This is a genomic window from Microbispora sp. H10836 (assembly GCF_012999525.1).
In the GTDB taxonomy this organism is placed as follows: domain Bacteria; phylum Actinomycetota; class Actinomycetes; order Streptosporangiales; family Streptosporangiaceae; genus Microbispora.
In genome coordinates this window covers 97,815-117,136 of record NZ_JABBWU010000014.1, presented here as the reverse complement: position 1 = coordinate 117,136, position 19,322 = coordinate 97,815, and the positions used below count along the sequence as shown (strand labels likewise).

18 protein-coding genes and 1 pseudogene are annotated in these 19,322 nt (G+C 72.3%); 12 read left to right on the top strand and 7 right to left on the bottom strand.

The features are described 5' to 3' along the window. Positions 1-95: 95 nt before the first annotated feature. Positions 96-527: a hypothetical protein gene (locus HHX30_RS25075; protein WP_169984431.1), complete on the top strand. Its 432-nt coding sequence runs from the start codon at positions 96-98 to the stop codon at positions 525-527. A gap of 99 nt (positions 528-626) precedes the next feature. Here HHX30_RS25075 and HHX30_RS25070 read toward each other — a convergent pair whose 3' ends face one another. Beyond that, complete coding sequence (locus HHX30_RS25070) at positions 627-767, bottom strand: hypothetical protein (RefSeq protein WP_169984430.1); 141 nt, start codon at positions 765-767, stop codon at positions 627-629. Between the two features lie 131 nt (positions 768-898). Between HHX30_RS25070 and HHX30_RS25065 the strand changes: the two genes are divergently transcribed. The 5 genes from HHX30_RS25065 (at position 899) to HHX30_RS25045 (ending at position 3,538) form a co-directional block, all read left to right on the top strand. Beyond that, positions 899-1,390: a metallophosphoesterase family protein gene (locus HHX30_RS25065; RefSeq protein ID WP_169984429.1), complete on the top strand. Its 492-nt coding sequence runs from the start codon at positions 899-901 to the stop codon at positions 1,388-1,390. Positions 1,391-1,427: 37 nt separating this feature from the next. Then, positions 1,428-2,036 carry a DUF5709 domain-containing protein gene (locus HHX30_RS25060; RefSeq protein WP_169984428.1) on the top strand — a complete coding sequence of 203 codons (609 nt, stop codon included), beginning with the start codon at positions 1,428-1,430 and terminating at the stop codon, positions 2,034-2,036. 103 nt (positions 2,037-2,139) lie between these two features. Further along, positions 2,140-2,553, top strand: coding sequence for a PH domain-containing protein (locus tag HHX30_RS25055; RefSeq protein ID WP_169984427.1), 414 nt, complete (start codon positions 2,140-2,142; stop codon positions 2,551-2,553). A gap of 70 nt (positions 2,554-2,623) precedes the next feature. After that, positions 2,624-3,040: a DUF3592 domain-containing protein gene (locus tag HHX30_RS25050; RefSeq protein WP_169984426.1), complete on the top strand. Its 417-nt coding sequence runs from the start codon at positions 2,624-2,626 to the stop codon at positions 3,038-3,040. A gap of 81 nt (positions 3,041-3,121) precedes the next feature. Further along, positions 3,122-3,538, top strand: a complete 417-nt coding sequence (locus HHX30_RS25045) for a DUF3592 domain-containing protein (RefSeq protein WP_169984425.1) — start codon at positions 3,122-3,124, stop codon at positions 3,536-3,538. A gap of 31 nt (positions 3,539-3,569) precedes the next feature. On the opposite strand, the gene HHX30_RS43800 is transcribed toward HHX30_RS25045, so the two are convergent. Next, entirely contained in the window at positions 3,570-3,878 is a 309-nt protein-coding gene (locus tag HHX30_RS43800; protein ID WP_396705271.1) for a cellulose binding domain-containing protein, read from the bottom strand. Here HHX30_RS43800 and HHX30_RS43795 point away from each other — a divergent pair. Beyond that, positions 3,823-4,059 (top strand): hypothetical protein, encoded by a 237-nt coding sequence (locus HHX30_RS43795; protein WP_396705268.1) that lies wholly within the window; start codon positions 3,823-3,825, stop codon positions 4,057-4,059. The genes HHX30_RS43800 and HHX30_RS43795 overlap by 56 nt on opposite strands. An 8-nt stretch (positions 4,060-4,067) precedes the next feature. Here HHX30_RS43795 and HHX30_RS25040 read toward each other — a convergent pair. Next, positions 4,068-5,723 (bottom strand): annotated as a pseudogene (locus HHX30_RS25040) (glycoside hydrolase family 3 protein); the annotation flags it as partial. Between the two features lie 583 nt (positions 5,724-6,306). On the opposite strand from HHX30_RS25040, the gene HHX30_RS25035 reads away from it, so the two are divergent. The 3 genes from HHX30_RS25035 (at position 6,307) to HHX30_RS25025 (ending at position 10,435) form a co-directional block, all read left to right on the top strand. After that, complete coding sequence (locus HHX30_RS25035; protein WP_169984423.1) at positions 6,307-7,458, top strand: hypothetical protein; 1,152 nt, start codon at positions 6,307-6,309, stop codon at positions 7,456-7,458. Between the two features lie 195 nt (positions 7,459-7,653). After that, positions 7,654-9,189, top strand: a complete 1,536-nt coding sequence (locus HHX30_RS25030; protein ID WP_169984422.1) for a wax ester/triacylglycerol synthase family O-acyltransferase — start codon at positions 7,654-7,656, stop codon at positions 9,187-9,189. Positions 9,190-9,238: 49 nt separating this feature from the next. Next, positions 9,239-10,435 carry an NAD(P)/FAD-dependent oxidoreductase gene (locus HHX30_RS25025; RefSeq protein ID WP_169984421.1) on the top strand — a complete coding sequence of 399 codons (1,197 nt, stop codon included), beginning with the start codon at positions 9,239-9,241 and terminating at the stop codon, positions 10,433-10,435. A 54-nt stretch (positions 10,436-10,489) separates the two neighbouring features. Here HHX30_RS25025 and HHX30_RS25020 read toward each other — a convergent pair whose 3' ends face one another. After that, positions 10,490-11,929, bottom strand: coding sequence for a serine/threonine-protein kinase (locus tag HHX30_RS25020; protein WP_211592475.1), 1,440 nt, complete (start codon positions 11,927-11,929; stop codon positions 10,490-10,492). A gap of 125 nt (positions 11,930-12,054) precedes the next feature. Between HHX30_RS25020 and HHX30_RS25015 the strand changes: the two genes are divergently transcribed. Together HHX30_RS25015 and HHX30_RS25010 are read left to right on the top strand one after the other, a co-directional pair. Then, on the top strand, positions 12,055-12,654 hold the full coding sequence (locus HHX30_RS25015; RefSeq protein ID WP_169984420.1) for a TetR family transcriptional regulator: 600 nt from the start codon (positions 12,055-12,057) through the stop codon (positions 12,652-12,654). Positions 12,655-12,856: 202 nt separating this feature from the next. Continuing rightward, entirely contained in the window at positions 12,857-14,677 is a 1,821-nt protein-coding gene (locus tag HHX30_RS25010) for an MFS transporter (protein ID WP_310742051.1), read from the top strand. A 114-nt stretch (positions 14,678-14,791) separates the two neighbouring features. Here HHX30_RS25010 and HHX30_RS25005 read toward each other — a convergent pair whose 3' ends face one another. The 3 genes from HHX30_RS25005 to HHX30_RS24995 form a co-directional block, all read right to left on the bottom strand. Next, positions 14,792-15,256 (bottom strand): nitroreductase/quinone reductase family protein, encoded by a 465-nt coding sequence (locus tag HHX30_RS25005; protein WP_169984419.1) that lies wholly within the window; start codon positions 15,254-15,256, stop codon positions 14,792-14,794. Between the two features lie 6 nt (positions 15,257-15,262). After that, the gene (locus HHX30_RS25000) at positions 15,263-15,895 is read right to left on the bottom strand and encodes a hemerythrin domain-containing protein (protein WP_311922857.1); all 633 of its coding nucleotides are present in this window, start codon (positions 15,893-15,895) and stop codon (positions 15,263-15,265) included. Between the two features lie 91 nt (positions 15,896-15,986). Beyond that, a complete protein-coding gene (locus HHX30_RS24995; RefSeq protein WP_169984418.1) occupies positions 15,987-19,322 on the bottom strand; it encodes a BTAD domain-containing putative transcriptional regulator in 3,336 nt (1,111 codons plus the stop codon).

Sequence of the window (19,322 nt, the reverse complement as noted above, 5' to 3'; positions counted from 1 at the left end):
CCAATATCCGGCAATTTCCGTTCCCTCATGTGGCGGGTGGTGTTCCACCGGCCACCGGAGTGCCGTAATCGGGGTCGACCTCTGGAGGAATCTCAATGGTGGAGCTGCTGGGAGCCGTGGTCTCCCTGGCGGCGGTGGCGGTGCTGGTGCTCGCGGCGGTGGTGGCGATCGCGGTCGCGACCCTCGCCTGGCTGGGCGTGATGGCGGTGAGCACCGGGCGCGAGTCCTACGGGCGGGCCATACCCGTCCCGGCGGGCACGGGCACGGACGAGCGCGCGCGGGACTCCCGGGCCGCCGAGGCCCGGGAGACCGGTGCGTCCGCGAACCGGTCCGGTCAAGCGTCCGCGAACGGGTCCGGTCAAGCGCTCACGAACGGGTCCGCGAGCGGAGCCGCCAAGGGCTCCGTGATCGGATCCGCCGGCACGCCCGCGAACGGGTCCGGCAACGGGCACGCGAGCGGGCACCCGGCGGGCCGGGGCGCGAACCGGCAGATCCGGGCCGTCGCCGCCTCCGCGCGCCGCGTGTAACCGTCGCCGGTAGGCGAGGCCCACGCCGACGTCCCCGTCAGGTCTTCCCTGGCGGGGACGCCGTCGTTCCGGGCGGCGGGCACCCGGGCGGGGATGCCGTCAGCGGCTCTCCCGGTTCTGCCCGGACAACGTCTTGACCAGCTCGGTGAGGTGGGCGACCTGGGTCTCCAGCCCGCGTACGCGTGCCTCGAGCTCGGACAGGGTTGGGGCCTGGAAGCCGTCGGCGATCTGCCTGCTCATCGTTCCTCCCGAGCGGGACCGGCCGGGGGAGACCGGTGTAGGGGTGCAGGGCGTGAGGGTCGTGCGGGACGCTGATCTCTATTCCCCGAATACGTGATTTGGCACCTCTTCTCCTGGGGGAAGATGGAACGGTGAAGGTCGTCGTGCTGGCGGACACCCACGCGCCGCGGCGCTGGAAGTCCTGCCCGCCCGCAGTCGCCGGGCATCTGCGCCGGGCGGACCTGATCCTGCACGCCGGCGACGTCTGCACCGCGGACGTCCTGGTGGAGCTGTCCGCGTACGCGCGGGTCCACGCGGTGCTCGGCAACAACGACGGCCCGGACGTCGCGGCCTGGGGCGCCCCCGAGACGCTCGAACTCGACCTCGGCGGACTCCGGGTGGCGATGATCCACGACAGCGGACAGGCCGCCGGGCGGACCGCGCGGATGCGGCGCCGCTTCCCCGACGCCGATCTGGTCGTCTTCGGCCACTCGCACATCCCCATGGACGTGGCCGGCGACGGAGTGCGGGTGTTCAACCCCGGCTCGCCCACCGACCGCCGCCGCCAGCCGCACGGCACGATCGGCGTCCTCGACGTCGAGGGCGGCGTGCTCCGGCGGGCCGAGATTGTCCCCGTCACCTGACCTGCCTAAGGGCCGCGCGGCGGGGCATGGGGCCGGTATGAGAGAGAACAGACCACAGACCGACCCGCGTTCGCGGTTCGAGGACGAAGGCATTCCGGACCTGCAGGAGGGCACGCCCGGGCAGCAGCGGGCCGAGGACCCGCAGGAGATGCCGCTGCCCGGCGACCGGCCCCTGGGCCTCGACGAGTACGGCACCACGACCACGGAGATGCGCGAGGGCGAGTCCCACGAACTGCGTCTGTCCCGCGAGGAGCCGGACCTGGACGTCCGGTTCGGCACGCGGACCGGTCCCGGGGGCCGCGGCGAGGAGAAGGCCGGGGAGACCGGCGACGAACTGCTCGACTCCTCCGGAACCGAGGCCGACGTCCTCGGCGAGGGCGCCGACCAGCCGTACGAATGGTACGAGACCGGTGACGATGCGGGCGGATACGGGTCGGACGACCCGGCGGACTACGCGACCGTCAACCCGTCCCAGCCGGGCAGGTACGGCACCGGCGAACCCGGCCGGGCCGGACGGCTCGTCGATCCGGACGGCGGCATGGGCGTGGACACCGAGAAGGACCTGATCGCCGAGGACGTCGGGCCCGACCTCGGCGGCTACACGGCGGAGGAGCAGGCGATGCGCGTGGAGGACGAGACGCCGTAGGGGAGACGGCGGCGGCCGGGGGCCGGGCCGCCGTCGCCGCCGCGGGGGCGCGAGCGGGCGAGAAGGAGCCGCGAAAGGACCTCACATTGGTTACGCTGCCTCGATGGCGGGAGTTGAGGAGCCGCGGCACGAATGGCGGGTGCCGCGCGGAATCGTTGCGCTGAAGGCCGCGGGCACCGTGCTGTGCGGTGTGCTGGCGGTCGCCGGGGACGGCGCGCAGCTCTTCCTCGCCGGCGTGGCGGCCCTGGGGATCGGCCTGCTGACCGGCCGCGATCTGGTCGCGCCGGTGCGGCTCGCGGCGGGGGAGGACGGGCTGGTCGTCTCCGGGCTCGCCGGGCGGGAACGCATCTCCTGGAACGATGTGGACCGCATCCGGGTGGACTCCCACCGCCGCTACGGCCTCACGACCGAGCTGCTGGAGATCGACGCCGGCGAGCAGATCCACCTGTTCAGCCGATTCGACCTCGGTGAGCCGGTCGTCGACGTGGCCGAGACGCTCATGCGCCTGCGTCCCTGAGACGGCCGGTCGACCGGGGACGTCAGGGAATGAGCGTGCGATCGCACGCCGCGAACACTATGGTGCGAACGTGTCCACCTCCGCTCTCATGGGACCGGTCCTCCTCGGTGTAGGCGCGGGTTTCGGGCTGCTGGGAGGCGGAATCGTGCTGCAGGCCCGGCGCTTTCGCAGACGGGGACGCCGAGCCCAGGGGCAGATCGTACGCTTGCGGACGCGCCGGTCCCATCACACCACGATGTACTACTCCACGGTCCGTTTCACCACGGAGCAGGGCAGGCAGGTCGAGGCCGAGGCGCGGTTCGGGAGCAGCCCCCCGCCCGGGCGGCCGGGCGAGCACGTGCCGATCGTGTACGACCCGGCCCGGCCCGGGCGGGTGCGCGTCGACAGCGCCTGGAGCGACGGAACCCTGCACGGCGGCATCTTCCTCGCCGCCGGCATCGCCGCGTTCGCCATGTGGGCGGGGATGACGATGAACCAGGTGTCCTGACCCGACTCGCCGGACGGCGCCGGCCGTACGGGCCCGGAACGGTTCAAGCCGATCGCAAGCGCGGGGGCCTAAGGTCCGAGCGTGTCACAAAGCGCTCTCATCACCCTGATCCTTTCGGGCATCGGACTCCTCTTCGGCCTCATCGGCGGCGGCATCACGATGAACGCGAGGGAGTTCCGCCGCCGGGCGCAGCGCACCCGCGGCCTGGTCGTCGGGCTGCGGGCGAGCCGTTCCGACGACGGGACCGTGTACTACCCCACGATCCGCTTCACCACGATGTACGGTCAGCAGGTCGAGGCCGAGACCGCCTACGGGAGCAACCCGCCGCCCGCCCGGCCGGGTGAGGAGGTCACGGTGCTGTACGACCCGGCCAAGCCGACGCGGATCCGCATCGACAGCGCGGCGGGAAGCGGGACGCTCCTCGGCGGCGTCTTCCTCGCGGTCGGCATCGTGCTGTTCGCCGCGGGGGCGGGGGTGGCGCTGGCCCAGACGTTCTGAGCCGCGGTGTCCCCGCCCCCTCGGCGCGCCGTCATCCGGTGGCGCAGGCCGTCCCGTTGAGCGTGAACGCGGCGGGGGTGGCGTTGGCGCCGCTGTAGGACCCCTGGAAGCCGAAGCTCGCCGTGCCGCCGCCCGCGCCGATGGTCCCGTTCCAGGTGGCGTTGGACGCGGTGACCTGCTGGCCCGACTGGGTGACCGTCGAGTTCCAGTAGCCGGTGACCTTCTGGTTGCCGGCGTAGGTCCACTGGAGCCTCCACCCGTTGACGGGGCTCGACGACCTGTTGGTGATCGTCACGTCCGCGGTGAACCCGCTGCCCCAGTCGTTCACCTTGTACGTCACCACGCACCCGCCGGACGGCGCCGACGGGCTGGCGCTGGGCGACGGACTGGGCGACGGACTGGGGGACGGGCTGGGGGACGGGCTGGGGGACGGAGAGGGCGACGGTGACGGTGACGGGGAAGGGGACGGAGACGGTGAAGGTGAAGGTGACGGGGAGGGGGACGGGCTGGAGCCCGCGTAGGTCAGCCCGAAGCCGTACTCGAACAGCGCCTGCTTGCCGTCCCCCGCGTTGATCGGCTGCTGGTCGGCGCTGCGCATCCAGGTCATCGGCAGCTTCGCGGTGGGGGCGTAGTCGCCGAACAGCACGTCGGCCACGCCGCGCCCCTCGGTGCCCGGCAGCCAGGCCGCCACCAGCGCGTTCCACTGGTCGAGCTGACCGGCGATGTCCAGCGGCCGGCCGGAGACGAGCACCACGACCAGCGGCACGCCGGACGCCTTGAGCCGCTGCAGCGTGGCCAGGTCGGTCGAGTCCAGGCCCATCGACCCGGTCCGGTCGCCCTGCCCCTCCGCGTACGGCGTCTCGCCCACCACGGCGATCGCCGCGCGGTAGGACGAGTCGATGCCGCTGCCGTCGCGGTTGTAGGTGACCTGCGTGCCGGAGCCGACGACGTCGCGGATGCCCTGAAGGATCGTGGTGCCGGTGGTGATGTTCCCGGACGAGCCCTGCCAGCTGATCGTCCAGCCGCCGCTCTGGTTGCCGATGTCGTCGGCGCTCTTGCCGGCCACGAAGATCTTGCCGCCGCTCTTGCCGAGCGGGAGCACGTTGCCCGCGTTCTTCAGCAGGACCAGCGACTTGCGTACGGCCTCGCGGGCCACGGCGCGGTGCGCCGCGCTGCCCACGGTCGAGGTGTAGGAGCGGTCGGTCAGCGGCTTCTCGAACAGCCCCAGTTTGAACTTCTCGGTCAGGATGCGCCGGTTGGCGTCGTCGACCCGCGACATCGCGATGCGCCCGGCCTGCACCTCCTGCTTGAGCAGCGAGACGAACCTCTTGTAGTCGGTCGGCACCATCACCATGTCGACACCCGCGTTGATCGCCGTGGTGATCTCGTTAGCGGTGAAGCCGGTCTGGCCGTCGAGCTGGTCGATGCCCGCCCAGTCGGTGACCACGAAGCCCGTGAAGCCCAGCTCGCCCTTCAGCACGTCGGTGAGCAGGTACTTGTTGCCGTGCATCTTCACGCCGTTCCAGGAGCTGTAGGACACCATGACGGAGCCGACGCCCCGCTGCACGGCGGCCTTGAACGGCGCGAGGTGGATCGCGCGCAGGTCGGCCTCGCTCAGCTCGGTGTTGCCCTGGTCCTTGCCGCCCGTGGTGCCGCCGTCGCCCACGTAGTGCTTGGCGGTGGCGAGGATGGAGGCGTTCCCGGCCTTCTGGAAGCCGTCCACGATCGTCGTCATCTGGGTGACGAGCTGCGGGTCCTCGCCGAAGGACTCGTATGTGCGGCCCCAGCGGTCGTTGCGGGCCACGCACAGGCAGGGCGCGAAGGTCCAGTCGATTCCGGTGCCCGCCACCTCCTCGGCCGTCGCCCGACCGACCCGCTCCGCAAGGTCGGGGTCGCGGGCCGCCCCCAGCCCGATGTTGTGCGGGAAGATCGTCGCACCCACGACGTTGTTGTGCCCGTGCACGGCGTCGACCCCGTAGATCATCGGGATGCCGAGCGGGGTGGACAGTGCCTGGCGCTGGAAGTTGTCGTACATGTCGGCCCAGGACGAGGCGGTGTTCGGCGAGGGCGCCGAGCCGCCGCCGGACAGGATCGAGCCGAGCCGGTACGTCGCGACGTCGGAGATCGTCGTCAGGGCCGACCGGTCGGCCTGGGTCATCTGCCCGACCTTGTCGTCCAGCGACATCCTGGACAGCAGGTCGTCCACCCGTGTCGCCACCGGGAGGGCCGGATCCTTGTACGGGGCGTCCGCCGCCCGCGCGACCCTGCGATCGGCGGTGAAGACGACGCTCAGCGCCGCCGCGAGCAGCGCCACGAGCGCGGTGACCCAGACGGGCCTCAGCCGGGATGTCATGGTTCCTCCCTCGAAATTCCTGCCGACCGTAGGAATCGGCGGGAATTCGGGTCAATCGACACGACTCCCGGACACTCACCACCAGCCACGCGCGAGGAAACTTTCACGCCGCGCGGCCGGCCTCCTCGGGCACGCGGCCGCTCGACGGGTGAAGCCCGGCCGGATCCTCGGAGAACTCGATCAGGGGATCGCCGGTAGCACGCGTCAGGTGCGGCGGCTCTCGATGCCCCGGACAGGCCTCTTTACAACTACTCAGAAAACACCGCATGCATGGCTAAATGGGTGCAAAATTCCTAGACTCGGACATTACATAAGTAGCAACCCGCCACTACCACGATCGAACGGTCGTGGTAGTGGCGGGCCCAGCAAGGGAAGAGATATGCAATTTCGGACACGACGCCTCGGTTGGGTGCCTGTGGTCGCGCTAGTCGCGGCCGGTGGACTGTCGGCGGCGCCGGCGCTCGCCGAATCGCAGGCCGGCACGACGCTGGCTCAGACGGTGTCGGCTGCGCCGCACTGGACCAAGACGTACGCATGGAACGTTACAAAAACGGCCGACCCGGCCAGTCTGGACCTGGCTCCCGGTGAAACCGGTGACGTCACCTACGTGGTGGGATTGACCAGGGACAACGGCACGGAAGCCGCGTACATCGCGGGCCAGGTCTGTATCACCAACGGCGGCGCCGTCGCCACAGGGGGCCTGACCTCGATCATCAACGTCACGAAGCCGCCGAGCGCCACGGTCGTGGCCTCGACGCCGCTCGACACCTCCGGCCATCCGGTCCTGGCGCCGGGCGAGTCCCGCTGTTACGGGTACGAGGTAGCCGTCCCGTCGCCGCCTGAGGCCGGAAAGGCGTACAAGGTGTCGGCCGACACCTCGATCACCAACCACTCGGGACACCTGGGGACCCCATTCGGCCCGAACACGTCCGCCAGCTTCGGCTGGCCGTCGAGCATCACCCCAGTCCACGGCGAGGTGTCCGTGGACGACACCATGCAGGGGAACCTGGGAACGTTCGCCGGCAGCGCCACGACGACCTACACGCGTACGTTCAGCTGCGACGACGCCGGTGTGCGGACGAACACGGCGACCCTGACCCACACCGACGACAACACGGCGGGACCCTCCGCGACCGCGACGGTGGCGGTCACCTGCACCACTCCGCCGCCCGCGGGTTGCACGCTCACCATCGGCTACTGGAAGAACCACCCAACGGCCGTGGCGCCGATGCTGCCGGTCTGGCTCGGCACTCCGAACGGGCAGCTCAGCCATGAGGTGACCACCACGAACGACGCCGTCGCCATCCTGAACTTCAACGGCGCCGCCAGCAACGGCATCAACAAGCTGCGAGGACAACTGCTCGCCGCGAAGCTCGGCATCGCCGGCGGCGCGGACGGCTCCGCGGTGGCCGGCACCATCGCCGACGCGGACGCCTTCCTCGCCACCCACGTTCCGAGCAGCTGGAACTCGCTGAGCAAGGCCGACCGGAACGACGTCAACCTCTTGGCCACCACGCTCGACAACTACAACAACGGAATCATCGGCCCGGGTCACTGCGACGACTAGACCTGAGCACGCGATGTGGAAGGACGGCCGGGGCGGCCACGGGTGGCCGCCCCGGCCGCCGACGTCAGGAACGGGCAGATCGTCGTCCGTCTCGATCCGGCCCGACGCCGGCGACCGGCATCGACGATGTGCGAGACCCGCTCCCGCGGCGGCGCGGGCGGTCCGACCCCGGCGTTTCGGGGCAGGTCAGTAGTCATGGCACAGCAAGTCAGCGCCTTCGACGCGCAGTTTCTCAACTTCGAGACGGCCACCAACCTCGCGCACATCGCGGCGCTCACGATCCTCGACCCCTCCGGCAGGCCGGGCGGCGCGCTGACCCGCGAGGACCTGATCGCGCTGCTCAAACGGCGGCTCCATCTCGCGCCGCCGCTGCGCAGACGGCTGGTCCAGGTGCCCTTCGGACTCGATCACCCCTACTGGGCCGAGGACCGCGAGATCGACTTCGACTACCACGTACGCGACCTGGCGCTGCCTCCTCCCGGCGACGACCACAAGCTCGCCGAGCAGGTCGCCCGGCTGCACGCGGCACGGCTCGACCGGGGGCGGCCGTTGTGGGAGATCTACCTGATCCACGGCCTGGCCGAGGACAGGGTGGCGATCTACACGAAGGTCCACCACGCCGCCGTCGACGGCGTCACGGGGACCGAGGTGCTGGCCGCGCTGATGGACTTCGAGACCGAACCGGCCGACGCGCCGCTCCCGGCCGACGCGCCGCTCCCGGAGGCCGGGCCGCAGGAGGCCCCCGACGCGGTGGAGATGATCATCAGGGGCGTCGCGCGGGTGCTGGACAACCCGTTCGCCCTGCTGCGTTTCGTGGCCGAGGCGATGCCGCGGCTGGACGAGGTGCCGTTCGTGGCCCAGCTCCCGGGGGCGGGGCTGGTCTCGCGGTTCGTCCGCGGCATCGGCAGCGGAGCCGCCGAGAGCCTGCCGGAGCTGCCGCGCATGGTGGTGCCGCGCACGCCGTTCTCCGGGCGGATCACACGGCACCGCCGGTTCGCGTTCGGCCAGCTGCCGCTGGACGAGGTCAAGCGGATCAAGAACGCCTTCGGCGTCACCGTGAACGACGTCGTGATGGCGATGTGCGCCACGGCGCTGCGACGCTGGCTGGTCAAGCGCGACGAGCTGCCCCGTCAGCCGCTGGTGGCCGGCATCCCGGTCTCCACCCGTGGGCGGGCCGGCAACGGATCGGCCGCCAACGAGGTCATGCTGACCATGACCACCCTGCCGACGGACGTGGCCGACCCGCGCGACCGGCTGCTGTCGGTGAACCGCTCGATGCGGCTGATCAAGGAACGGCTCGCCGCGGCGCCGGCGGCCTGGCTCCTGGAGTTCAGCCAGGCGATGCCGGCCGCGCTGAGCGCGCTGGCGGCCAGGTCCGCCTTCCGGATCGCCTCGCGTGCGGCTCCCGCGATGAACCTGATGGTCTCCAACGTGCCGGGGCCGCAGACTCCGCTCTACGTGTGCGGGGCCAGGGTCACCGCGCTCTACCCCATGTCGGTGATCACGGACGTCAGCGGGGGGATCAACATCACCGTTTTCTCCTACGACGGCAGGCTCGGCTTCGGCATCGTCACCGATCGCGACATGGTGCCCGACGTGTGGGACCTCATCGACTATCTCGGGGACTCGCTGGCCGAGTACGGCGCTCTCGCCGGCCGGGCCCAGCGCCGTACGCGCAGGGCGCGGAAGCCGGCGGAGCCGGGTCGCGAGAATTTCCCGCAGACCCGTTGATCTTGTTCGTCCCGCGCCGGAGAGTGGTGGGGGGCGAAGGAGGACGAGGGTGACAGGGGTCAGGACGGCGCTGGTCATTGGGGGCGGGATCGCCGGCCCGGTCACGGCGCTCGCACTACGCAGGGCGGGGATCGAGGCCACGGTCCACGATGCGTACGAAACGCCGGCCGACGGCCTCGGCGGCTGGCTGCAGGTGGCGCCGAACGGCCTGGAGGCGCTGCGGATCATCGGGGGCGCCGACGCCGTGGAGGCGAGCGGCCGGCCGATCAGGCGCACGGTCATCGCCGACGGCCGGGGCAGGAAGTTCGGCGTGTACACCGGCGTGCCGGGCCTGCCGCCCGGCCACGTCCTGCGGCGCTCGGAGCTGTACCGCCTGCTGCACGACCACGCGGCGGCGCGGGGCGTGCGAGTCGAGCGCGGCAGGCGGCTCACCGGCGTCGAGGAAACGGACGACGGGGTGACCGCGCGGTTCGCCGACGGGAGCGCCGCGACCGCCGACGTGCTCGTCGGCGCGGACGGCATCCGCTCCACGGTCCGCACGCTCGTCGACCCGCGGGCACCGGGCCCGGCGTACGCCGGGCTGATCGCCTTCGGCGGCCGGGCGGACCTCACGGTGCCCGGCCCGCCGGACACCATGCACTACGTCTTCGGCCGGCGGGCCTTCCTCGGCCACTGGACCGGGCCGGACGGCCGCACACTGTGGTTCGGCAACCTCCCGCGACCGGAGCCGATGACCGCCGCGCAGGCGCGGGAGGTGCCCGCGGCGGAATGGCTGGAGGTGCTGCGCGAGGCGTACGCGGACGACGTGCCCGGCGGCGACCTGCTCCGGCACACCGAGGCCGGCGAGCTGTCCGCCCTGGGCGCGCTGGAGATCCTGCCCGCGGTGCCGCGGTGGCACCGCGGCCGGATGGTGCTGGCCGGGGACGCGGCCCACGCGCCCTCGCCCAGCTCCGGCCAGGGCGTCGCGCTCGCGGTGGAGAGCGCGATCCAGGTCGCCCGCTGCCTACGCGACCTGCCCGACGTGCCCGCCGCGTTCTCCGCGTACGAGAGGCTGCGCCGGGACAGGGTGGAGAAGATCGCGGCGTCCGCGGCGAGGACGAACAGCAGGAAGGCGTCCGGTCGCGTGGCCCGGATGCTCATGAGCGTCACCGCGCCGATCGCCATGCGGACCTTCGCCACCTCGCGCAGGATGTTCGGCTGGATGCACGGCTACCGGATCGACTGGGACGAGATCGTCACGTCCTGACCGGTCACCGAGTGTCAGTGTTTCCGGTGCTTGTTCAGCGGGCCGGGGAGCGCGTCACGCGTGGAAGGCGCCGAGCGGAACGTGCCCGGCGACAAGGCCGGTTCCGCCGTCCGTGCCCAACCCGTCCGTGCCCAACCCGTCCGTGCCCAACCCGTCCGTGCCCAACCCGGACGTGACGCCGGACTCGGCTGGGGTCCCCGTGTCCTGGTCGCCCTCTCCCAGCGTCAGCGCGGCGATCCCGGCGGTGAGCAGCAGGGCGAAGACGGCGGCGATCACGGCGAACACGATCGACTGCCGGGACATGCCGGTGCGCGGCGGGAGCGTGGGGACGGGCCCCTGACTGGGGCCCCGCGTCCGCTGACCCGGTGGCGGCCGGTGAACGGGTGGCCGGTGAGCGGGTGGCTGCAGGCCGGGTGGCGGGCCCGGCACCGCGTTCGGCGCGGTCGCCGCCCGGCGTATGTCCTGACCGTGCGCGGGAACGCCTCCGCCGGGGCCGGTGAGCGCGTGCCCGGCCTCGGCGGGCCGTCCCTCCCCGGGACGCCGTCCGAGCATGGTGGGCCCGGGGGGAGACGGAGCGCCCCACTCCGGGACGCCGGCCGGGCCCCTCGCCCCGGGCGGCTCCGGCCCGGCGGACCGCGCGCCGTCCGCCGCGGCGGAACCGTCCGCGGCCAGGACGGCGAGCGCGTCCCGCAGTCCGGCGGCCGTACGGATCCGCTGGGCCGGATCGCTGGCCATGCCGTGACGCAGGACGGCGGTGAGCGCGGCGGGCACGCCGGGGATGTCGGGGATCGGCAGCCGGTGCAGCGCCATGATGGCCGCGACGTTCACCACGCCGCCGTCCGGGAAGCGCGGCGGCCTGCCCTGAAGCAGGGCGTACAACGTGGCCGACAGCGCGTACACGTCCCCCGCGGTCGTGGGCTCGGTGAGGTCGAACGCCTCCGGCGGGGCGTAGGCGGGCGTGAGCGACTCGCGCGTCACCGACACCTCGCCCCGCGCCGCGCCGCCCTGCCCCGGCATCGTGGCCAGCCCGAAGTCCGACAGCGCGACCATGCCGTAGGAGTTGACCAGGATGTTGGCGGGCTTGACGTCGCGGTGGAGGACGCCCAGGGCGTGGGCGGCGGCCAGCGCGTCGGCGATCTTGACGCCGATGTCGCGCACCTCGCGGGGGCCGAGCGGGCCGCCGTCGCGCAGCCGGTCGGCGAGCGACCCGTTGGGGCACAGCTCCAGCACCATGTACGGCCGGCCGTCCGGGAGGACGCCCGCGTCGTAGACGTCGGCCACGTGCGGGTGGCCGGACAGGGCGCCGGCGGACGTCACCTCGCGCATGAACCTGCGCCGGTCGCGGTCGGAGACGAGCACCCGGTTGTCGATCTTGAGTGCGACCTCCCGGCCCACCGCGAGCTGGCGGGCGCGGTACACGACTCCGAAGCCTCCCTGACCGAGGACGCCGAGCACCTCGTAGCCCGGCACCAGCGGCCCGCCCGCCTCGCCCACCCCGCACCTCCGACCCGGCGGAAACCGCGATCACAAATCCCGCGTCCGGCACATTACCGGAGTGATCGCCCATCGGCCCCGGTCTTGATCGGGGCGACGCGGGGAACGGACCCTATGCTGTGCTCATGACGGGGCTCACGACGGGCGGCACAGGGGAGCGCGGCCGGAGTCCGGAGCGGCGCAGGGACCTGCTCGACGCGGCCGACCGGGTCATCCGCAGGGAGGGCCCGCACGCGTCGATGGCCGCCATCGCGGCGGAGGCGGGAATCACCAAGCCCATCCTCTACCGTCACTTCGGGGACAAGAGCGGCCTCTACCAGGCTCTCGCGGAACGCCACACGCGTGTCGTGATCGACCTGCTGCGCCCGGAGTTCGCCAAGGCCATGGCCGACCCCCGCGTACGCGCCCGCGCCGCCATCGACGCCTACCTCGAGACCATCTCGGCCAACCCCAACCTCTACCGGTTCCTGTTCCACCGGGCCAGCGCGGAGGACAGTCGCACCCGCACGCGGATGGCCGCCATCGTGCGCGGCGTCGGCGAGGAACTGGGCGCGATGCTCGCGGAGGAGGGCGTCGCCGACCCGGTGCGCGCCCAGGTGCTCGGCCACGCGTTCGTCGGCATGGTGCAGGCGATCGGCGACTGGTGGCTGGAGAACCCCGGACTCGACCGCGGCACGGTCGTGGACAGCGTGGCCGACGTGATCGCCGGCGCGCTCAAGTCCTGACGCCGACGGCGCTGCCCGAAAACGCATCAGATAACGCCCAAAAGCGCTTAAGGGCCCCATGGCGGCCTTTGTTGCGCACGACGGGATACATCAATGTCATCCGGCCGGGGTAATTTAGTTGTCCTAACTAACGGTTCGTCCGTCGCTCGCCGCGCGGAAACAGGCCGTGCGCTGTGCGGACCTAGAGGAGGGGAACCACTCCGTGGCCGTAGCGAACCAGTCCCGGGCGGGAGCGACGCCGCAGTCGGCGCCGCCCTCGCGGTACAAATGGATCGCGCTGTCCAACACCACCCTCGGCGTCCTGATGGTGACGATCAACCAGTCCATCGTGCTGATCGCCCTTCCGGACGTCTTCCGCGGCATCCACCTCAATCCGCTCGACCCCGGCAACACGGGCTACCTGCTGTGGATGATGATGGGCTTCATGGTCGTCACGGCCGTGCTGGTGGTGATGTTCGGCCGCCTGGGCGACATGTTCGGCCGTGTACGCATGTACAACCTCGGGTTCGCGGTCTTCAGCCTCTGCTCGGTCATGCTTTCGCTGACCTGGATGGACGGCGACGCCGGGGCGATGTGGCTGATCGGATGGCGGATCGTGCAGGGCATCGGCGGCGCGCTGCTGTTCGCCAACTCCACCGCGATCCTGACCGACGCCTTCCCCGTCCGCCAGCGTGGCACCGCGCTCGGCATCAACTCGATCGCCGCCATCGCGGGCTCCTTCCTCGGCCTGGTCATCGGCGGCGTCCTGGCCCCGGTCGACTGGAAGGCGATCTTCCTGGTCTCCGTGCCGTTCGGCGTCTTCGGCACGATCTGGGCGTACGTCAAGCTGCGCGACAACGGCGTGCGGCGCCGGGCGCGGATGGACTGGTGGGGCAACGCGACCTTCGCCGTCGGCCTCGTCGCGCTGCTGGTCGGCATCACCTACGGCATCCAGCCGTACGGGACCGGCGTGATGGGCTGGGGCAACCCCTGGGTGATCGGCGCGCTCGCCGGTGGTGTCCTGCTGCTGGCGCTGTTCGCCTGGATCGAGACCAGGGTGGACGAGCCGTTGTTCCGGCTCGCGTTGTTCCGCAACCGCGCGTTCCTCGCCGGCAACGTCGCCAGCCTGCTCACCGCCCTCGGTCGCGGCGGCCTGCAGTTCATGCTGATCATCTGGTTGCAGGGCATCTGGCTGCCGCTGCACGGCTACAGCTTCGAGGAGACGCCCCTGTGGGCGGGCATCTACATGATCCCGCTGACCGTTGGCTTCCTGCTGTCGGCGCCCGTCTCCGGCTGGCTGTCGGACCGCTTCGGGCCGCGGATGTTCACGGTCGGCGGCGCCCTGATCACCGCGGCGAGCTTCTACGCCCTGATGGCCCTGCCGACGGACTTCGGCTACGGCGTCTTCGCGCTGCTCATCCTGGTCAACGGCGTCGGGTCCGGCCTGTTCTCCTCGCCCAACCGGGCGGAGATCATGAACTCGGTCCCGGCGGAGTCCCGCGGCGTCGGCGCGGGCATGACCGCGACCTTCCAGAACTCCTCGATGGTGCTGTCCATCGGCGTGTTCTTCAGCCTGATGATCGCGGGCCTGTCGCAGTCGCTGCCGCACACCATGCACGACGAGCTGGTCGCCCAGGGCGTGCCCGCCGCGCAGGCCGAGGGCATCGCCCAGCTGCCGCCGATCGCCGTGCTGTTCGCGGCGTTCCTCGGATACAACCCGTTCCGGGAGCTCCTCGGCGGCGTCCTGGACCGGCTGCCCGACGGCGGCGCCCATCTGACGAGCAAGGAGTTCTTCCCACACCTCATCGCGGGCCCCTTCCACCAGGGCCTGGTCATCGCCTTCTGGTTCGCCCTGGCCGCGTGTCTGGTGGCCGCCCTGTCGTCGCTGCTGACCGACCGGGTTCGCCGCAGGCACCGCGCCGCCGCCCACGAGTCGCTCGGCTCCGAACTCGCCGCGGTCGCCGGCGAGGCCGGTCTGGCCGGCAACGAGCTCGTCGTCCCGGACGAGGAGTTCGACGCCCGGCGGGCGGCCCGGGACGAATAGGCGCGCAGGCGCGGGCCGCCGAAGTACGCGTGCGGCCGGGGCGGGGACCGGACACGGCCCCCACCCGCGGTCGCCCCGGCCGTCGCCCGGCGGCGAGTCCGTCCGGCGGCCGGGTCACGTGGGAAGGGCGTCGAGAGGTTCGAGCACCACCACAGGGATGCGGCGCCGCGTCATCTCCTTGTACTTCTCGTAGACGGGGTGCCGCCGGCTCATCGTCCGCCACAGGCGGTCGTACTCCTCGCCGGTGGCCTCGACGGCGCGCACCGTGAGCACGGTGAGACCGCCGTCGCCGCCCACCTCGATCTCCGCGACGGGGTCGTCCCGCAGGTTGAGCCACCAGGCGGGAGTGGCGTCGTCGCCTCCGTTCGAGGCGATGACGACGAACCGCCGGCCGTCCCTGCCGTACCCGACCGGCCGGGTCCTGGGCAGGCCGGTCCTGCGGCCTCGCGTCGTGAGGAGCAGGACGGGGATGCCGCGCATGGTGGCGGGCCTGCGCCCGCCGGTTTTGCGGTAGCTGCGCACCTGCCGGTCGCAGATGTGCCGGATCACCCTGTTGAACAGACGGGAGCGTCGTGCCATGACCGCTCAGCTCCCGAAGACGAGCCGCTGGCGGCGCCGGTAGGAGGGCCGCGCCAGCGTCAGGAGCAGGCTGAGGATCGGCCCGGCCAGCGTGCGGATGTGCGCCATCTCCTCCGGGCTGGCGTACCGGTCGACCCAGGCGAGCTCGAAGCGCGGGTCGCCGCCGCCCTTGAGCGACTTCTCCATCGTCTTCCAGTCGGCCGCCGAGACGTACTTCTCGATGACCGGGAAGATCCTCCGCTCCTCCTCCTCGATGTGTTCGTCGATGAGCTCCGACAGCGTGCGCACCGCGGCCGCCAGGTCGGAGACGGCCTGGCCGCCCGCGAAGGCCCGCGCCGCCACGCGGACCCGCTCGAGCAGGGGGTCGAGCTCGGAGTGGTCGTCGGAGAGGTCGGCGAGGTCGACGGCGGCGCCCGCCGACCGCTCGATGACCGGCCAGACGATCTCGTCCTCCCTGCTGTGGTGGTGGTGGATCGCGCCGCAGATGTCCTCCGCGTAGCGGGCGACGGCGGCGGCGCGGGCGGAGTCCGCCCGCTGGCGTCCCGCCCCGAGGTCCTCGGCGAGCGCGCGGAGCCGGTGCAGGTCGCCGCGCATCGCGCGGTGGATGATGCGGATCCCGGTGAGGTCGGGTGTCTCCACGGTGAGCCTCCATGATGTCCGAATCGGTGTCGGAACCACGGTGGCGCCGCCCGCTAAACGCCTGTTTGGCGGCCACTTGGCGGCTCTGGCCTCACGGTTTCAGCGCGTCGGGCGCCCGCAGCACCTCCTCGCGCGCCCGCAGCGCCTCCTCACGCCAGTGCGGTGAGTCGAGCTGCCCGGCGACGCGGGCGGCGGTGGCGTAGTGCTCCGCCGCCGCGGCGGGGTCGCCCAGGTGCTGCGCCAGCCTCCCCAGCACGAGGCCGGTGGGGCCGAGCGTGATCGCCACCGTGTGCAGACCGACCATCTCCTCCCGGAACGGAAGGAGAAGGCGATAGCACTCCTCGGCCACCGCCCGGGCGCCGAGGGCCATCGCGTTGTCCGCGCGGAGCGCCACGTTGATCGTGTGGTAGACCCACCGCGTAGGCCAGCGGTCCACCGGCCAGGCCGACCGGGCCTCCTCGAGACGCCCGGCGGCGACCAGCGCTCTGACGTAGAACTCGTCGATCTCCCCGGGAATCCGGGCGCGGGCGTCGGCGAGCTCGGCCACCGACTCGTGCGCCCGGCCGCAGGCGAGGCGCACCACGAACCGGGCCAGGCTGCGGAAGGAGACGGCGTTGGGCCCTCCGGCCTCTCCCATCCGGTCCGACAGAACCGTGTAGGCCGCCTCGGCCTGCTCGAACTCTCCCTTCACCAGGAGGCGGAGGGCGTCGAGGAACGCGATGATGGCCAGGACGAGGCCCAGCTGGCCGCTCGTGGAGTATTCCACCGCCCGCCCGGCGTGCCGTTCGGCCGTGGCCCAGTCGTTGCGGCCGAGCGCGACCATGCACAGCGCGTGGTGGCCGAGCGTCTGGTAGCCGAGCAGCCCTTCGCGGGCGGAGACCTCCAGCAGCTCGTGCCCGACCGGCTCCAGTTCGTCGCGGCGGCCCGGCACGAAGGTCGCCCAGTAGCGTGCCGCGAGCGCCAGGCACAGCAGCCGGGGATCGGCGAGGTCGCGGGCGATCTCGACGGCCTCGGCGCTCGCGCTGTCGACGATCTCCTCGTCGTGGCCGCCCATCTCCTGCGCCAGGGCGGCGAGCAGCCGGCACCGCAGCTCGCCCGTCGCGGTGGGCAGGCAGGTGTGGATGGTCTCCACGATGTCGACGTCGAGCTCGTTGTCGTTCTGCCAGATCATGGGGGCGTCGAGGGCGACCGCCACGCGGGCGAGGGCCCCGACGTCGCCGAGTCGTCTGGCCAGCGCCAGGGCGCGTCCGCGGATGGCCGTGGCCCGGATGATGTCGCCCGCGCTCGCCCGCGCCGAGACCAGACGGCACAGCAGTTCGAGCCGGATGTCGTCCGAGGGCTCTGTCGCCAGTTCCAGTGCGTCGAGCGCGCCCTCCAGCAGGCTCGCCGCCTCGCTGTGGGCGTAGACGCCGGACGCCTGCGCCGCCGCCGTCCGCGCGTACCGCGCCGCCTCGCGCGCGGTGGCCGCCGTGGCGGCGGCCAGCGCGTGGTAACCGAGCGCGCCGACGTCGCCCGGGTGCACCCCCTCCAGCGCGGCGAGGACCTTCGCGTGCAGCCGTGTACGGCGCAGCCGGGGGATGTCCTCGTAGAGGGTCTCGCGGACGAGCACGTGGGTGAACCGCACCATGCCCGGAGCCGGCTCGGTGAGCAGCCCGGCGAGCACTCCCGCCTCCAGGCCGTCGAGGACGGTCTCCTCGTCGGCGTTCTGCACGGCGACCAGCACGTCGACATCGGCGTCCCTGCCCATGACGGCGGCGTTACGCAGGGTCGTCTGGGCGGTCGCGGGGAGGCGGGCGATCCGCCTGCGGATGAGGTCGCGGACCCCGGGTGGCAGCGAGCGGGCCGCCGCGGCTCCCTCCGTCGCCATCAGTCGCGCGGTCTCGGCCACGAACAGCGGGTTGCCGCCGGTCCGTTCCGTGACCGTGTGGACCGTGTGCGGGTCGGCCTCCACCCCGGAGCGCTCCAGCAGCAGGCGGCGGACATCGTCCTCGCCCAGCCCCGCGAGCGTCACGTTCTCCGCCGCCTGCACGGCCAGAGCGGCCCCCGCCGCCATCAGATGGTCGCCCGCCTCCGACGGCCGGTGCGTCAGGACCACCAGAACGGGGACGCCCGCCAGCCTCGCCGCCAGATGACGCAGCAGCTGCAAAGTGGCGTCGTCGGCGCGGTGGACGTCCTCCAGCACGAGCAGCAGCGGCCCCGGAACGCTCTCCAGGTAGTCGCCCACCGCCTGGGCCAGCAGGAACTGACCGGCGCCGGGGGAGTCCTCCCGCAACAGTGGCGCGAGCCGCGCCTCCGTCCCGGGGTCGGGGGGATGGACCGTGAACAGGGTCCGCAGGACCTCGGTCCACGCCCACGCGGGCGGCACGCCGCCGAGCGTCTCGGGGCACCGGCCGACCGCGGCCCGCCAGCCCTCGTCGCCGAGGCGCCGCAGCAGGGCGTCGGCCAGCGTGCTCTTGCCCGCGCCGGGGTCGCCGCCCAGCCAGGCCACGCGGAACCCGTGCCTGGCCTGCTCGGCGGCGGAGACCAGGCGGCCGAGCTCCGCCGTACGGCCGAGCATCCGAGCCGGCGCGGCGTCGGCCGGCGGTGCGGCCGATGACTGCGTGGCCGGGGATGGTGGGGCCGGCGGGGTGGGATTCACCGGCGCGGCGGCGGTCTTCGGCGCGTCGAGGGCTTCGCTGTGCGTGAGGATGCCGGCCTCGAGGGCGCGCAGGGCGGGGCCCGGGTCCATGCCCAGTTCCTCCGCCAGCTTGGCCCGGGTCCTGCGCAGCGCCGTCAGGGCGTCGGCCTGCCGCCCCGAGCGGTAGTAGGCGAGGGCCAGGAGACGTACGGCGTCCTCGCGCAGCGGATGGTCGGCGACGTGCCGCTCCAGCTCCGGCACGATCTCGGCGTGCCGGCCGAGCGCGAGTTTCGCCTCCGCGCGATACTCGGCGGCCAGCATCCGCGTCTCTTCCAGCCGGGCCGCCTCCGGCACCGCCCAGTCCTCGTCGCCGAACTCGGCGAAGGCGGACCCCTTCCACAGCGACAGGGCCTCGTCGAGCGTGCGCAGCGCCTCGGCCGGCTTACTCTCGCTGAGGAGACTCGACGCCGTGTCCATCAGTGTGGGGAAGCGCCACGCGTCCACGGCGTCGGCGTCGAGGCGCAGCACATATCCGGGTGGAGCGGTCACCAGGACCCTCGCCGGAGTCCGCGGCGCGCGGTCGGGTTCGAGGGCGCGGCGGAGGTTGGAGATGTAGACCTGCAGCGCGCCCAGGGCCTTCGGCGGGGGCTGGCCCTGCCACAGATCGTCGATGAACCGGTCGGTCGAGACCACGTGCCCGCCGGCGCAGACCAGTCTCGCCAGCACCGCCCGCTGGAGCGGCGGTCCGAGGTCGACCGGATGCCCGCCCACTTCGGCCCGAAACTGGCCGAGAACCCATAAGCGCACCAT

Coding starts and splice junctions, on each gene's coding strand:
- HHX30_RS25030 (WP_169984422.1), top strand. CDS start 7,654: ATGGCACAGCAAGTCAGCGCCTTCGACGCGCAGTTTCTCAACTTCGAG.
- HHX30_RS25070 (WP_169984430.1), bottom strand. CDS start 767: ATGAGCAGGCAGATCGCCGACGGCTTCCAGGCCCCAACCCTGTCCGAG.
- HHX30_RS25075 (WP_169984431.1), top strand. CDS start 96: ATGGTGGAGCTGCTGGGAGCCGTGGTCTCCCTGGCGGCGGTGGCGGTG.
- HHX30_RS24995 (WP_169984418.1), bottom strand. CDS start 19,322: ATGGTGCGCTTATGGGTTCTCGGCCAGTTTCGGGCCGAAGTGGGCGGG.
- HHX30_RS25015 (WP_169984420.1), top strand. CDS start 12,055: ATGACGGGGCTCACGACGGGCGGCACAGGGGAGCGCGGCCGGAGTCCG.
- HHX30_RS25060 (WP_169984428.1), top strand. CDS start 1,428: ATGAGAGAGAACAGACCACAGACCGACCCGCGTTCGCGGTTCGAGGAC.
- HHX30_RS25055 (WP_169984427.1), top strand. CDS start 2,140: ATGGCGGGAGTTGAGGAGCCGCGGCACGAATGGCGGGTGCCGCGCGGA.
- HHX30_RS25005 (WP_169984419.1), bottom strand. CDS start 15,256: ATGGCACGACGCTCCCGTCTGTTCAACAGGGTGATCCGGCACATCTGC.